Annotated in this window: 12 protein-coding genes; 4 read left to right on the top strand and 8 right to left on the bottom strand. The window is 73.2% G+C overall.

The window, feature by feature from the left end:
* Position 1: 1 nt before the first annotated feature.
* Positions 2-643 carry a response regulator gene (locus tag ACGFJ7_RS12065; RefSeq protein WP_392642181.1) on the bottom strand — a complete coding sequence of 214 codons (642 nt, stop codon included), beginning with the start codon at positions 641-643 and terminating at the stop codon, positions 2-4.
* Positions 640-1797, bottom strand: coding sequence for a sensor histidine kinase (locus ACGFJ7_RS12060; RefSeq protein ID WP_392642180.1), 1158 nt, complete (start codon positions 1795-1797; stop codon positions 640-642). Before ACGFJ7_RS12060 ends, ACGFJ7_RS12065 begins: the two co-directional genes overlap by 4 nt.
* Positions 1798-1906: 109 nt before the next feature.
* Between ACGFJ7_RS12060 and ACGFJ7_RS12055 the strand changes: the two genes are divergently transcribed.
* Positions 1907-2596, top strand: a complete 690-nt coding sequence (locus tag ACGFJ7_RS12055; protein ID WP_360248989.1) for a GAP family protein — start codon at positions 1907-1909, stop codon at positions 2594-2596.
* Positions 2597-2781: 185 nt separating this feature from the next.
* Here the strand turns inward: ACGFJ7_RS12055 and ACGFJ7_RS12050 are convergent, their stop codons facing one another.
* On the bottom strand, positions 2782-3111 hold the full coding sequence (locus ACGFJ7_RS12050) for a helix-turn-helix transcriptional regulator (protein WP_360248992.1): 330 nt from the start codon (positions 3109-3111) through the stop codon (positions 2782-2784).
* 104 nt (positions 3112-3215) lie between these two features.
* Here ACGFJ7_RS12050 and ACGFJ7_RS12045 point away from each other — a divergent pair, with 104 nt between their 5' ends.
* A complete protein-coding gene (locus tag ACGFJ7_RS12045) occupies positions 3216-4673 on the top strand; it encodes an ATP-binding protein (RefSeq protein WP_360248996.1) in 1458 nt (485 codons plus the stop codon).
* Between the two features lie 3 nt (positions 4674-4676).
* Here ACGFJ7_RS12045 and ACGFJ7_RS12040 read toward each other — a convergent pair whose 3' ends face one another.
* From ACGFJ7_RS12040 to ACGFJ7_RS12025, 4 genes are read right to left on the bottom strand one after another with little or no spacing between them, the layout of a single operon-like run.
* Positions 4677-4964, bottom strand: coding sequence for a hypothetical protein (locus ACGFJ7_RS12040; RefSeq protein WP_360248999.1), 288 nt, complete (start codon positions 4962-4964; stop codon positions 4677-4679).
* 8 nt (positions 4965-4972) lie between these two features.
* Positions 4973-6184: an MFS transporter gene (locus ACGFJ7_RS12035; RefSeq protein ID WP_360249002.1), complete on the bottom strand. Its 1212-nt coding sequence runs from the start codon at positions 6182-6184 to the stop codon at positions 4973-4975.
* Positions 6185-6210: 26 nt separating this feature from the next.
* Complete coding sequence (locus tag ACGFJ7_RS12030; RefSeq protein ID WP_392642179.1) at positions 6211-7803, bottom strand: acyl-CoA dehydrogenase family protein; 1593 nt, start codon at positions 7801-7803, stop codon at positions 6211-6213.
* Between the two features lie 33 nt (positions 7804-7836).
* A complete protein-coding gene (locus ACGFJ7_RS12025; RefSeq protein WP_360249008.1) occupies positions 7837-8328 on the bottom strand; it encodes a DinB family protein in 492 nt (163 codons plus the stop codon).
* Positions 8329-8543: 215 nt separating this feature from the next.
* On the opposite strand from ACGFJ7_RS12025, the gene ACGFJ7_RS12020 reads away from it, so the two are divergent.
* Both ACGFJ7_RS12020 and ACGFJ7_RS12015 read left to right on the top strand, forming a co-directional pair.
* Complete coding sequence (locus tag ACGFJ7_RS12020) at positions 8544-10223, top strand: dynamin family protein (RefSeq protein WP_392642418.1); 1680 nt, start codon at positions 8544-8546, stop codon at positions 10221-10223.
* The gene (locus tag ACGFJ7_RS12015) at positions 10220-11671 is read left to right on the top strand and encodes a dynamin family protein (protein WP_360249011.1); all 1452 of its coding nucleotides are present in this window, start codon (positions 10220-10222) and stop codon (positions 11669-11671) included. Before ACGFJ7_RS12020 ends, ACGFJ7_RS12015 begins: the two co-directional genes overlap by 4 nt.
* Here ACGFJ7_RS12015 and ACGFJ7_RS12010 read toward each other — a convergent pair.
* Positions 11628-14489, bottom strand: a complete 2862-nt coding sequence (locus tag ACGFJ7_RS12010) for an Hsp70 family protein (protein ID WP_392642178.1) — start codon at positions 14487-14489, stop codon at positions 11628-11630. The genes ACGFJ7_RS12015 and ACGFJ7_RS12010 overlap by 44 nt on opposite strands.
* Positions 14490-14502: the final 13 nt, after the last annotated feature.

Here is a 14502-nt window from a genome sequence, read left to right as displayed (position 1 = left end):
GCTATGCCAGTCCGTTCTCCTTGGCGAGGATGGCGGCCTGGACCCGGGACGCGCAGCCGAGCTTGGCCAGGACGCGGGAGACGTGGGTTTTCGCGGTGGCCTCGGTGATGGACAGCTCGGCGGCCAGGTCGGCGTTGGACAGGCCGCGGCCGAGGGCGGCCAGGATCTCGCGTTCCCGGGCGGTCAGGTCGCCGAGGGCGGCGGGCGCCGGTGGCGGGCCGGGCCGGTCGGTGGCGAACGTGGCCAGCAGGCGGCGGGTCAGCGACGGGGCGATCACGCCGTCGCCGGCCGCGACGTGGCGGACGGCGGTGACCAGGTCGGCCGGCTCGACCGACTTGAGCAGGAAGCCGGCCGCCCCGGCGCGGAGGGCGCCGAACACGTACTCGTCCAGGTCGAAGGTCGTCAGGATCAGCACGTCGGCCAGGCCGGCCGAGGTGATGGCCCGGGTGGCGCTGATCCCGTCGGTGCCCGGCATGCGGATGTCCATCAGGACGACGTCGGGCCGCAGGGCGCCGGCCTGGCGCAGGGCGACCGCGCCGTCGGCGGCCTCGCCCACCACCTCGATGTCGGGCGCCTGCTCGAGGATGAGCCGCAGCCCGGCCCGGATCGCCGCGTGGTCGTCGGCCAGCAGGACGCGGATCACCGGATCGCTCCCGCCGGCAGGGTGGCGTGGACCCGCCAGCCGGACCCGTCCGGGCCGGCCGCCACCGAACCGCCCAGCAGGGCCGCCCGCTCGCGCATGGACGGCAGGCCGGTGCCGGCGCTCAGCGCCTGGTGGGGCAGTGGGGGCGCCTGGGTCAGGCTGTTCGTCACCGTCACGGTCACCTCGCCGGCTGTCCGGCGCACGCTCAGGCGTACGTCCGAACCGGGAGCGTGTTTGCGGGCGTTCGTCAGGGCCTCGTTGACGATGCGGTAGACGGTGTGGGCGACGATCACCGGAACGCCGGTGATCTCGGGCAGATGGGCGGTCACCCGCAGACCGTCGGCCTCGGCCGCCTCGACCAGGGTGGGCAAACGATCCAGGCCGCCCGGCACCGTCGCGTCGGCCAGCGGAGCGTCCCGCAACAGCATGATCATGGAGCGCATCTCCTCGAGGGCGGCCAGGCTGCTGGTCCGGACCGCCTGCAGGGCGGCCCGGTCGCGGGTGGTGTCCGGCGGGGCGGCCAGGGCGGCGCCCGAGTGCAGAGCCGTCGTCGACAGGTGGGCGGCGATCACGTCGTGCAGGTCTCGGGCCATCGCCGCGCGTTCGGCCAGCACGGCCTCCTGGGCGGCCAGCTCACCCAGGCGGCGCTGCTGGCGGACATTGGCCGACCACCACAACGGCACGAACAGAAGCGTGGTCAGCTGAAGGGCGATGAACACGGCGACGCGAACCTGGCCCGCGGCCAGGCCCCCGACCACGCCGGCGGTGCCGATGACCACGAAGACCGCTGTGGTGACGGCCCGGCGGGCCCGGTCCGACGCGAACTGCCCCACCGAGAAGATCAGATCGAACAGGACGAGAACCATCGCGATGCTGCCGCCCAGCGCCAGATCGGCCAGGGTGGCCACCACCCCGGCGGCCAGGGCGGGCAGTGGGTGGCGGCGCTTGCCGAGCATGGCGGCGCAGCCCACGACCAGCGGAACCGTGTGCCACCAGGCCGGCGCGCCCTCGAGCCGGTCGATGCCGGTATCGACCCAGACATCGGTCAGCCCGAGCAGGTTGAGCGCCAGCCCACCGGCGAACGTCGAGACCGCGGTCACCCTGTCCTGGAACGACGGGCTGGCCCGCCACCGCCGCATGATCGCCGTCCGCACCGGCCTATCCCATCACGCCGCGCGCCCCCACGGCGTCCGACCAAAGTTGTACGCGCGCGCACACCCTTCGGCCGACGCGCCCGCGAGCGAGCCGCGCGAGGGTTTCGCCATGGACCTCGCGCTCCTCGGCTCGCTGGCCGTTCTCGCCCTGATCGACTCCACCAGCTTCGGCACCCTGCTCATCCCGATCTGGCTGCTCATGCACCCCGGCCCGGTCCGGCCCACCCGCATCCTGGTCTTCCTCGGCACGGTGGCGGCCTTCTACTTCGCGGTAGGCCTGGCCGTGGCGCTGGGCGCGGACGCCTTACTCCCACAGATAACCCGCCTGCTCGACACCCGCCCCGTGTCATGGATCCAGCTGATCCTCGGCGTGGGCCTGTTCTTCTGGAGCTTCCGCCTCGACCGCCGCCCCAGCACCGGTTCCGGCGGCGGGGGCCGGCTGGTCCGGTGGCGGGAACGCGCGCTGAGCGACGGCAGCACCTCCGGGCTGGCCGGGCTGGCGCTGGCCGCGGCCGCCGCCGAGCTCACCACGATGCTGCCCTACCTGGCCGCGATCGGCCTGCTCACCGGGGCCGACCTGGGGCCCGCCACCATCGCGGCGGTCATGGCCGGGTACTGCCTGGTCATGATCCTCCCGGCTCTCGCCCTGCTCGGCGCGCGCCTGGCCGCCGGCGACCGCCTGACCCCGCTGCTGACCCGCGTCGGCGACCGCCTGGCCCGCAGCAACGCCCTGGCCTGGGTCGTCGGCATCGTCGGTTTCCTGCTGGCCCGCGACGCGGCCCTCCGCCTCTTCAACTGACGCGCGTGCGATCGAGGCGATGATGTTCCGGCCGGGTGGTCGGGGCCTCGCCGTGGTCCGCCGGCGGCGGTACGCTGCGGGCACGGAAGGGGTTCGCCGATGGCCGGGCCGATCATCGTCATGGTGGCGGGTGTGCTGGTGGCGGGTGTGCTGGTGGCGGCGTCCGGTCGGCTGGACGACTGAGCTCAGGCCGCGAGGCGGAAGTCGCCGCGGCGGGTGGGCGCCTGGGGGCGCGGGGCGCGGTCGGCCAGGTCGAAACGGCCCTGGCGCAGGTCGGCGCGCCGCGGCTGCGGCTGGGCCTCGCGCAGCACGGCCAGCAGCAGGTCGAACAGCGTCAGGCCGAGGGCGCGGCAGATCGCGTCGAGCAGTTCCGAGGACGGCTCCTTGCGGCCCCGCTCGACCTCGGACAGGTGCCCGATCGACACCCCGGCCAGTTCGGACACCTCGCGGAGGGTCTTTCCCTGTGCCATGCGTGTGCGCCGGAGCACCTGGCCGATGAGCGTGCGGAGCATCATCCCTGCAACCTACCGGACTGTCACCACCACTTGGCGGGGGAGCGAATCGGCAGGCGTGTGTCACTGTTGGAGTGCGACTGCCGTCCATCCCCAGGGAGCTGAGCATGTCCGACGCACGTGCGCGTGGAGAGACTTTCGAGTACGCGGGGGCCACCGTGGAGCTGGTCGACGCCACCACGGTCCTGGCCGCGGCGCGGGTCAACCCCGTCGAGCTGCTGCGGCGGGCGACCTGGCCCTCGCCCGTGCAGCGGGTCGATCTGACCGTGTCCAGCGCCGACCGGGACGGCGGGCCGGTGCACACGTTCGCGGCCGCGATCAGCACGGCCGACGAGCCGCTGTCCAAGGAGCGCATCCGCAAGCTGGTGCTCGGCAACGACCCGGTGGGGCTGCTGCTGGCCAAGCGGATCGAGGCCGGCGATCCGATCGCGACGCGGATCGTCGACGGTGTGGGTGCCGCGGCCGCCGCCGCGTACCGTCGCCTCGGTCTGGACCGGCCCGAGAAGCCGGCGGCCGGTCGCCAGCCCGGCACCATCGCCGACGCCGTCGTGGGTCTGCAGGCGACGGTGACGTACGACGAGAGCGGCACCGTCGTGCGGCTGAGCGCTGAGGTTTCCCGGGACGAGGTCACCCCCGCCCACCTGCAGGCCTTCGTCGGGCTGACGCTTCAGGCCGTGCTCGAGCTGACCGGGCCGGACGCGCTGACCGGCCGGCGCTACGTGGTGAGCCGCGAGAACATCTCGGCCACGCCGGCCACCACCAAGACCGTCACCCTCGACATGGTCGGCGGGCTGACCAAGGAGGTCGGCGAGCTGCGCGAGATCGCGGTGTCCTTCCGGCACCCCGAGTCGATGGCGCGGTGGGGGGCGCAGAGGCCGCAGGGCATCTTGATGTACGGGCCTCCCGGCACCGGCAAGACGATGCTGTCCCGGGCCCTGGCCAACGAGATCGGCGCCGACTTCCGCGAGATCCGGACGCCGGAGATCCTCGACAAGTGGCTCGGCGGTTCCGAGCGCAACATCAAGCAGATCTTCCGCGACGCCCGGCGCTACCGGGTGCCGACCCTGATGCTGTTCGACGAGTTCGACTCGATCATCAGTTACGCCGGGTCGGGCGGCGACGCGGCCAGCCAGGCCATCAACGCCGTGGCCGGCATCTTCAAGCAGGAGATGAACGACCTGATCGAGGCCAACCCGAACGTCATCGTGGTGGCCACGACGAACTTCCCGCACCGGGTGGACGACTCGCTGATCCGCTCCGGCCGCTTCGACGTGAAGCTGAGCATCCCGAAACCGGACGAGGCGAGCCGGGCCGAGATCTTCCGCAAGATGATCCGGGCCCTGATCGCCGCGCATGAGGAGCCGGGCTTCCAGATGTTCGCCGACGACCTCGACCTGACCGCGCTGGCCGCGGCCAGCCACGGCATGACCGGCGCCGACATCAAGGAGGTGCTGCGCCGGGTGCAGCTGGCCAAGGCGATGCAGGACGCCCGGACCGGCGGCCGCGTCAGCCCGATCTCGCAGGAGGAGCTGTTGTCGAGCGTCCGCGACCTGGCCGGTCGATAATCCCTAAGCCGGGGCCTTCTCCTTGTTGCGCACCTGGTAGGTGACGGCGCCGGTGCCGGCGACGGCCACGACGGCGGCCAGAACGGCGGTGACCCACTGGCCGTCGGTGATCGTGTCGAAGCCGGTGTTCTCGCCTTGCAACGCGGTGAGCAGCGACGACAGGAAAGCGATGATGCCGCTCGTCACGGCCGAGAAGACCGCTTTCGTGCTGGTGGTGTCCACGGTGACCTCCCGGGGTCGTACGTCTCGTCCGATCAGGATGAGGCGCGGGCGGAGCCGGGGATACACCATGTCGGGAATCAGATCGGCGTGGCCGTGACGGATTCACGCCAGGGGAGTAACGCCGAGCTGGCCAGCGCGCCGAGACCGCAGACGAGCAGGGCGGCCCGCACGCTGGTGGCCGCGGCCAGCGCCCCGCCGAGGGCGATGAAGACCGGCTGGGCGGTGCGGGAGCTGATCTGCCAGCAGGCGATCACCCGCGACATGGAGCGGTCGTCGGTCTCGGTCATCCGGTAGGTGGCGACCGACGGGTTGGACACCCCGGAACCGAACAGCGCGAAAACCTCGAGAGCGATCATCAGTACGAGTCCCGGCACGCCCGCCGGGATGAGGGCCAGCGGGGCCAGCCACAGGGCACGGAACAGGCCTGACCAGACCAGTACGCGGTGGGCGCCGAAACGGTCGGTCAGCGGGCGCATCGCCAGCGCGCCCAGGATGCCGCCGACGCAGGACGCGCCCCAGCCGATCCCGTACTGCCAGGGCGGGAAGCCGAGGTCGCGCAGCATCAGGACGGCCAGCAGCGGCGAGGCGGCCATCATGGCGCCGGCGAAGATCTGCTGGTTCAGGAAGACGGCGCGCAGGCCGCGGTGCCCGGCGATGTAGCGCCAGCCCTCGGCGATCTCCCGCCACCGGCCGGTGCCGGCCACCCGCTCGGGCGGGTCGGGCTCGGCGCTGCGCAGGGCCCGTACGCCCAACGCCGAGAGCAGGAAGCTCACCGCGTCCACCGCGATGGTGACGGCGGCGCCCAGCCACGAGGTGAGCGCGCCGCCCAGGGCCGGGCCGGCGCTGTACGCCGTCCAGAAGGTGGCCTCGAAGCGGCCGTTGGCGGTGGCCCGCCCGGCCGGGCCGACCAGCGCCTTGAGGTGGGCGCCGCTGGCCGAGGCGAACGCGATCGCGGCCACCGACTGGACGATCGCCACCAGGCAGAGCTGTGCGTACGTGAGCGTGCCGGCGGCGATGGCGAGCGGGACGGTGATCAGCGCGGCGAACCGGGCCAGGTCGGCCCCGATCATCACGGGCCGCTTGCGGTGGAACTCGATCCACGGGCCGGCCGGCAGGGCCAGGGCCGCGGCGGCCACCCCGGCCAGGGCGGCCAGCAGCGACACCTGCCACTCGCTGACCTTCAGGATCAGCACCGCCACCAGGGGAATCGCGCCGAAGCCGAGGCCCGTGCCGAACTCGCTGATCCCGTACGCCGTCCAGAGCCTGCGAAAGTCCGAGCCGAGCGCCACCGGGGCACCCTAGCGGGCCGGCGGCGTCAGGCGGGGGCGGCGCGGTCGACGATGGCGGTGGTGTCGGCGCCGCGGGGGAGGGTGCCGAAGGTGTGCCCCCAGTCGCCGCCGAGGCGGGTGGCGCAGAAGGCGTCGGCGACCTCGGCCGGGGCGTGCCGCACGAGCAGGGACCCTTGCAGTACGAGGGCCAGGCGCTCCACCATCCGGCGGGCGTCCGCCTCGTCGGGCCGCTCGTTCTTCAGGGCGGTGATCGCGGCGTCGAGCCGCCGGTCGGCGCCCGCGGCGGTCTCGGCCTCGGCCAGGAAGGCGGCCAGCGCGTCGGGCTCGCGGCTCAGCGTGCGCAGCACGTCGAGGGCCTGGACGTTGCCGGAGCCCTCCCAGATCGAGTTGAGCGGGGCGTCGCGGTAGAGCCGGGGCATCCCGGAGTCCTCGACGTAGCCGTTGCCGCCCAGGCATTCGAGGGCCTCGCCGACCAGGACGGGCTGGCGCTTGCACACCCAGAATTTGCCGACGGCGACGGCCAGCCGCTGGAAGGCGTGCTCGCCGCGGTCGACGGCGCCGGCCAGGCGCAGGGCGAGCAGGGTGGCGGCCTCGGATTCGACGGCCATGTCGGCCAGGACGGCGCGCATGACAGGCTTGTCGGCGAGCACGCCGCCGAAGGCGCTGCGGTGCCGGGTGTGGTGGATCGCCTGGGTGAGGGCGGCCCGCATGCCCGAGGCGGAGCCGGTCACGCAGTCGAGCCGGGTCATGGCGACCATCTCGATGATCGTGCGGACGCCCTGGCCCTCGGGGCCGACCAGCCAGGCCGTGGTGCCGTCGAACTCCGGCTCGGAGGAGGCGTTGCTGCGGTTGCCCAGCTTGTCCTTGAGCCGTTGAATGCGGAAGACGTTCCGCGTGCCGTCCGGGAGCACCCGCGGGACCATGAAACAGGACAAACCGGCCGGGGTTTGGGCGAGCACCAAGAACAGGTCGGACATGGGCGCGCTCGTGAACCATTTGTGGCCGGTCAGACGGTAAGTGCCGTCGGCCGATCTCGTGGCCTTTGTCGTATTCGCGCGGACGTCCGATCCGCCCTGCTTCTCCGTCATGCCCATGCCGGCGATCAGCCCGCGCTTGGTGGTGGGTGTCCGCAGGCCGAAGTCGTAGACGCGGGACGCGAGGAGCGGTTCGTAGACTCCGGACAGATCGGGATTGTGGCGCAGGGCGGGGACCACGGCGTACGTCATCGAGACCGGGCAGATGTGCCCGGCCTCGACCTGCGACCAGACGAAGACCCCGGCGGCGCGGGCGACGTGAGCACCGGGACGGGGGTCGGCCCACGGCGAGCCGGCGAGGCCCTCGCCGACCGCGACCTCCATGAGCCGGTGCCACGACGGGTGGAACTCGGCCTCGTCGACCCGGTGCCCGTAGCGGTCGTGGGTGACCAGCCGCGGCTCGTACCGGTTGGCCTCGTCGGCCCAGCGCTGCGGCTCGGCCGTGCCGGCCAGCTTGCCCAGCCGGTGCAGGTCGCCCACCGCCCACGGCGCGCCCTCGCGGGCGACGGCGGCCAGCAGCGCCGCGTCGGCCGACACGTCGTAGTCCACGAGCGGGGGCGCCTGGTTGAAGACCTCGTGCGTCACCCCGGCAATGTAACTCGCAGGTAACTTGCGCCGCTATCGACCGGTGGTCCCGTCGATCAGCTCGCGGAGGATGTCGGCGTGACCCGCGTGCCGGGCCGTCTCGCTCGTCATGTGGGCCAGCACCCACCGCAGGCTGAGGAACCGGCCGTCGATCGGGTGGTGCACCGGCGCGGCGGTGTCGGCGGCGGCCCGGATGATCGCGTTGCTGTGCTCGATCGCGGCCCGGTAGGCGGCGACGACCTCGGCCGTGCTCACCTCGGCCGCCACCGCCATGTCGAAGTCGGGCTCGCCGGTCGTCTCGCCCGCCATCGTGTACGCGAACCAGTAGCGCTCACCGGCGGTGAGGTGCGCGATCAGCCCGAGCAGATTGGTGCCGGTGGGCACCAGCACGGAACGCAGCTGCTCGTCGCTCAGCCCTTCGGCCTTCTTCAGCACGGACTCCCGCGCGAAGTCCAGGAAGGCGATCGCGGTGTCGATCTCCCCGTCGTCGTTACGCGGTACCGGCTTGCGCTGGGTCTCGGCCATGAGCGCACACGATAGTGGCTCCGCACGCGCCGCGGGGTGCCGTTCCGGCCGCGCGTGCGGAGGGACCTGGGGGCGGTACGGCGCACAACATCGCACATCGGGATGTCCGCTCGCCTGTCGGAAATCCGTCCGAGAGGAGGGCTCGACCGAGGGCCACCACTGTGTAGGGTCGTGCGGTCGGTCGCTGTGAGTGAGGCGGAGGAGTGCCGTTGACCGTGCTCGGCGAGCTGGCCGGCGCGCGGGCGCTCGCGGCCGGCAGCGGGGAAGCCGACCTGGTCGACCGGATCGACCGGGCCACCGCACAACTGCGCGCGGCCGACGTCACCGTGGCCGTGGTCGGCGAGTTCAAACAGGGCAAGAGCACCCTGGTCAACGCCCTTCTGCGCACCGACGTGTGCCCGGTCGGCGCCGACATCGTCACCGCGGCGCCGATGACTCTGCGCTTCGGGCAGCCACCCGCGGCGTCCGCGAACGGCGCGCCGATCGACCTCGCCGCCATCCCGGACCACCTCGACCAGCCCATCGAGGTGCGGCTCGACCGGCGGCTGCTCGCCGCGGGCCTGGCCCTCGTCGACACCCCGGGCGTCGGCGGTCTCGACTCGGCCCAGGGCAACGTCACGCTGGCGCTGCTGCCCTCGGCCGGCGCGGCCCTGTTCGTCACCGACGCCGCCCAGGAACTGACGGCTCCCGAGGTCGACTTCCTGCGGCGTACGGCCGAACGCTGCCCCCGCACCTACTGCGTGCTCACCAAGACCGACCTGCACGCGGAATGGCGGCGGATCGCCCGGATCAACGAGGGGCACCTGAAACGGGCCGGGCTCGACGTGCCGGTCGTGCCGGTGTCGTCGTTCCTGCGGGCCCGGGCCCAGGCCCGCGACGACCAGGCGCTCAACCAGGAGTCCGGCTACCCGCGCCTGGTCGACCTGCTGCGCCGCGACGTGCTCGAGGCGGCGATGGCCGACCGGGTCGCGGCGGCCCGGGCCGAACTGTCGTTCGTGGTCGAGCGGCTGCGCGAGCGCGTCGACGCCGAAGGGGCCGCGCTGCGCGGTGTTCCCCAGGCGGTCCAGCGGTACGAGGAACGGGCGCGCCGCAGCGCGACCCTGGCCCACGGCTCGTGGCAGACCCTGCTCGGCGACGGCATCCAGGACCTGGCGGCCGACGTCGACCACGACCTGCGCGAACGGCTCCGGCGGATCATCCGCGACGGCGCCGAGGTCCTTGACGCCTCCGACCCCCGCGACACCTGGCAGGACTTCCAGGCGTGGGCGGCCCGGGAGGCCGCGGCGGCCGCCGCCGACAACCTGATGCTGCTGGTCACCCGGACCGAACAGCTGGCGGCCGAGGTGGCCCGGCGTTTCGGCCTCGAGTGCGACCAGCTGGAGATCGACCTGCCGGCGCCCGAACTGGCCCTGTCCAAGGCGGCCGAGCTCGACGTCAGCTTCCACCAGACCCGCACGCAGCAGTTCCTGGGGGCGTTCACGGCGGCCCGGGTCTCGTACGGCGGGTTCTACCTGCTGGGCGCGGTGGGCGCCCTGTTCAGCGTGGCCTGGGCGGCGCCGCTCGGCCTGATCGCCGGCCTGACGCTGGGCCGGCGGCTGATGAAGATGGAGAAGGAGCGCCAGGTGCGCCAGCGCCGCCAGCTGGCGCTGTCGGAGCTGCGCAAATACATCGACGACGTGGGCTTTCATCTGGGCCGCGACTGCCGCGAGGCGGTACGCCGCACCCAGCGCCTGTTGCGCGACGAGTTCGCCGACCGGGCCCGTTCCGTCGAACGCGCGGCCACGGCATCCCGGGCCGCCGCCCACCGCGCCGCGGAGATGCCGGACAGCGCCAAGAAGGCCCGCCTGGAGGCCCTGGCCGACCAGCGCCGCCAGCTCGACGGGCTCGCCGCGTGAGGGCGGCCCTGCTCGACCAGGTGCGGGGGCTGCTCGATCGGGCGCTGGCCGAAACCGGCAATCCACGGCTGGTGGCGGCGCGGGCGCGGGTGGACGAGCCGCTGCGGGTGGCCATCGCCGGGCGGGTCAAGGCCGGCAAGTCGACGCTGCTGAACGCGCTCGTCGGCGAGGAACTGGCGCCGACCGACGCCGGGGAGTGCACGACGATCGTCACCTGGTACGCCGACGGGCCCCGGTACGCCGTGACCGCGTACGGCAGTGACGGATCTGTCGAATCCCTGCCCTTCACCCGGCGCGGCGGGTCCGTCGAGATCTCCCTGGGGCGCCCGGCCGAGCAGATCGAGAGGCTTGAGGTACGGCTGCCGAGCGGCCGCCTCCGTCAGCACACCCTGGTCGACACGCCCGGCATCGCGTCGCTGTCGGCCGACGTGTCGCTGCGGACCATGGCGTTCCTCGACGCCGAGGGCGAACGGGCCGCGCAGACCGACGCCGTGCTCTACCTGCTGCGCCACATGCACGGCAGCGACGTGCGGTTCCTCGAGTCGTTCCACGCCGACGGGGTCAGCGAGGGCACGCCCGTCAACGCGGTCGGTGTGCTGTCGCGGGCCGACGAGATCGGCGGCTGCCGGCTCGACGCGATGACGGCGGCGAACCAGATCGCCGGCCGGTACGCGGCCGACGAACGCCTGCGCCGGCTGTGCCCGGTGATCGTGCCGGTGGCCGGGCTGCTCGGCGTGGCCGGGGCGACGCTGCGCGAGGACGAGTTCCGCGAGCTGGCCGGTGTCGCCGCGCGGCCCATGGACGACGTCATCGAGCTGCTGCTCACGGCCGACCGGTTCGCCGACTCCGGCGAAGCGCGGCGGCGGCTCCTGGGCCGGTTGGGGCTCTTCGGGGTACGGGTGTCGGTGCGCCTGATCAAGGACGGGTCGGTCGGGGACGCGCCCGGGCTGGCCGCGGCCCTGACCGAACAGAGCGGCCTGGGCCGGCTGCGCGAGGTGCTGACCGCGCAGTTCGCGGGCCGGGCCGACGTGCTCAAGGCCCGCTCGGCGCTGGCCGTGCTCGGCGAATGTGTCACGCCGGGCTCGGCGGCCGCGGTCGAGGCGGAGCGGATCCGGGCCGGGGCGCACGAGCTGACGGAGCTGCGGCTGCTGCGCCTGGTGCGGGCGGGCCGCGTACCGGGAAAGGACGATCAGCTGGCCGAGCTGGACCGGCTGATCGGCGGGAACGGCATCGACCCGTACAGCCGCCTGGGCCTGGCCCCGGAGTCGAGCGACGAGGAAGTGGCCGACCGGGCGCGCGCGGCGCGGGCGAAGTGGCAGCGGATCGCCGAACATCCACTCTCCGCCCGCGACCTGAAAACGGCGGCGCGGGCGGCGACCCGTACCTGCGAAGGCCTGTTGGTCCTCAGAACCAGCAGGGATGAGCCTCGCGCTGACCCGGCTTGGTGACGACCGCCTCGCCGGTGCCGTCGGGCTTGAGCAGCACGATCCGCGGCTGTTCGTAGGGACCGCGGGCGAAGGCGAACCACGTGCCGTCCGGTGACCAGCTCGGATCCTGCTCCCGGGTCGGATCGTCGGTCAGCTGCCGCGGATTCGCGCCGTCGCGGTCGACGATCCAGATGTCGGAGTCGTCGTCCTCGCCCTCCCGGGTGAACAGCAGCCGGGAACCGTCCGGCGACAGCGCGGGATCGTTGGCCTGCCCCATCGCGGCGGTGGTGATCGGCCGGCCGGGCTCCTTCGGAGCGGCCACGTCGAGCTCGTAGACCTGCTTGACGCCGCCGCGTTGAACCCAGTACACGATGGTCTTGCCGTCGGCCGCCCAGAACGGATCGTCCTTGGGATCCCGCGAGAAGGTGAGCTGCCGTTGCGGACCACCGTCGACCGGCATGGTGAAGAGCTGGCCGACCCCGTCGACCTTCTTGACGAACGCGAGCTTGCTGTCATCGGCGGACCAGGCGACCCGCCCCGGCGCGTCCTCGATGACCCGGCGGCGCCCGGAGCCGTCGGCGTTCATCACGTAGATCTCGACGGCCTGACCGGCGGCATGCGAGAGAGCAATCCGCTGCCGGTCGTGCGACCACTTGGGCAGAGCGTCACCGGGCTCGGTGCCCTTCAGCGGAGTACGCGGGGTGTCCGCCCCCGGCTGGAACGCGTAAATCTTGGACACCCGCTCCGGCCCGGTCCCGGCCCCGGTGTCGACCCGGACAAGAAGCTTCTTGTCGGTGGGGTAGGCCACGGTGCTCTTCGGAAGCGCGTCGTCGTTCGTCTCCGGCTGGTCGTCCCGGTTCAGGACGACGTACGTGCCGATCCCGGCCGCGACCAGCACCGCGACGAAGGCGCCAGTGACCGCGAGCAGCCGCTTACGTCCCCGGCCCGCAGGCCCGCCCGCCGCTCCCGCAACCGCCGCGGGCGCGCCGGCCGCCCACGTGCCGTCCCCGGGCGCGTACTGGTTCAGCGACGCGCCCATGGCCCATGTGCCGTCCCCAGGCGCGTGCTGATTTGGGGGCGCGCCCATGGCCCATGTGCCGTCGCTGGGCGCGTGCTGATTTGGGGGCGCGCCCATGGCCCATGTGCCGTCGCTGGGCGCGTGCTGATTTGGGGGCGCGCCCATGGCCCACCTGCCGTCGCTGGGCGCGTGCTGATTCGGCGGCGCGGTCACGGCCCATGCGCCGTCCCCGGGCGCCTGCGAGCTCGGGGACGTGCCGAAGGGCCGTGTTCCGTCCGCAGGCGGGCTTGGCTGCGCGGCGAGAATTCGTGTGTGCGCTGTCGTCGCGGGCGGCGAGCCGAAAACTTGTGTGTCAGCCGTGTCAGCCGTGGCCGCGGGGGCGACAGCTGGCATCACCGGAGCATTCGGCACCCCGTCAGGCGACTTTCCCGACATTTCCGAAGTGTTCGGCAGCGAAGCGGTGACCGGTGTGGAGGCGGTGACCGGTGTGGAGGCGGCGCCGGGCACGGAGGCGGCGCCGGGCACGGAGGCGGCGCCGGGCACGGAGGCGGCGCCGGGCACGGAGGCGGTGCCCGGTACGGAGGCGGCTCCCCGCTTGTATTGCACACCCGCCGCGGACGATTGCCGAGGTGCTGAGGTCGGCGGTGCCGCGGAAGGGGGCCGTGCCGAGCTCTGCGCCGCGGCGAGCGAGGCCGACGCGTGCCCGTCAGCCGTCGCGAGCGGCGGTACCGGAGTGGGCGGCGGCGCTGAGACCACGCCTGCCGGCGCGGTGGACAGGGCGGCGCCGAGGGCGACGCTGTGTTCCGGATGGGGGTCGGCGGCTACCGGGCGGGACAGGGCGCCGGTCAGGGTCTGGGCGACCAGGGGGATCCGGGAGGAGCCGCCGGCCAGCAGGATCGCTGTGAGCTGGTCGGGGGTGACGCCGGCGCCGCGCAGGGCTCGGCGGGTCGCGTCGATCGTGTCGGACAGGGCCGGGGCGATCATCGCCTCGAACTCGGAGCGGTTCAGGCGGATCCGGCGGTGCAGGCCGGGCAGCGCCACCGGGATCGACGTCTCGGTGTCGAAGGACAGGGACTCCTTCGCCTCCACGCAGTCGCGGCGCAGCCGGGCCAGGGCCGTCACCACCTCGGGGTCGTCGCCGTCGAGGTCGGTCGCCGCGTCGCCCAGCACGTCCAGGACGTGGGCGAACACCGCCTCGTCGAAGTCGGCGCCGCCGAGCTGTTCGATGCCCTCGGCCTCGCCCAGCAGCACGAAACCGGGGCCCTCGCGGCGCAGCACCGCCACGTCGAACGTGCCGCCGCCCAGGTCGTAGACCGCCACCGTCTCGCCCGGGCCGACCTGGCGGGCGGTCGCGTGCCGCAGGGCGGCCGCTTCCGGTTCCGTACGGAAGGAAACCGTTCCGGCGTCGGCCAGCCGCACCGCCTGGTCGAACTGCTCCCTCTTGTACGGTCCCCAGTTCGCCGGATGGGTGATGGTGATCGTGGCCGGCGGGCCGCCGCGCTCGCGGGCCACCGTGTCCAGCACGTGCCGCAGCAGTTTTCCGGTGAGCGCGTGGGCCGAGAACGGCACCCCGCCGGCCAGGATCGGCACCGGGTCGCCGAGGCGCCGCTTGAACTCGCGGGCCAGCCGGTCCGGTTCGGCCTGGCCCCGCCGCTCGGCCGCCTCACCGATCAGCAGCCCGCCCTCGGGTGTCACGAACACCAGTGACGGGATCTCGGCCCGGCGCGTGCCGAGACGGACGACGTCGACCCGCCCGTCGCTCTCGCGTACCGCCGCCGCGGTCTGCGTCGTGCCCAGGTCGACGCCGAGGGAGTAATTCACGCCCCGATGCTTC

The sequence above is a fragment of the Actinoplanes sp. NPDC048988 genome (assembly GCF_043197815.1).
Lineage (GTDB): Bacteria > Actinomycetota > Actinomycetes > Mycobacteriales > Micromonosporaceae > Actinoplanes.
Note: the sequence above shows the minus strand (reverse complement) of the source record. Positions and strands in the feature narration are given on the sequence as shown.

Coding starts and splice junctions, on each gene's coding strand:
- ACGFJ7_RS12045 (WP_360248996.1), top strand. CDS start 3,216: ATGTCCGACGCACGTGCGCGTGGAGAGACTTTCGAGTACGCGGGGGCC.
- ACGFJ7_RS12040 (WP_360248999.1), bottom strand. CDS start 4,964: ATGGTGTATCCCCGGCTCCGCCCGCGCCTCATCCTGATCGGACGAGAC.
- ACGFJ7_RS12055 (WP_360248989.1), top strand. CDS start 1,907: ATGGACCTCGCGCTCCTCGGCTCGCTGGCCGTTCTCGCCCTGATCGAC.
- ACGFJ7_RS12050 (WP_360248992.1), bottom strand. CDS start 3,111: ATGATGCTCCGCACGCTCATCGGCCAGGTGCTCCGGCGCACACGCATG.
- ACGFJ7_RS12025 (WP_360249008.1), bottom strand. CDS start 8,328: ATGGCCGAGACCCAGCGCAAGCCGGTACCGCGTAACGACGACGGGGAG.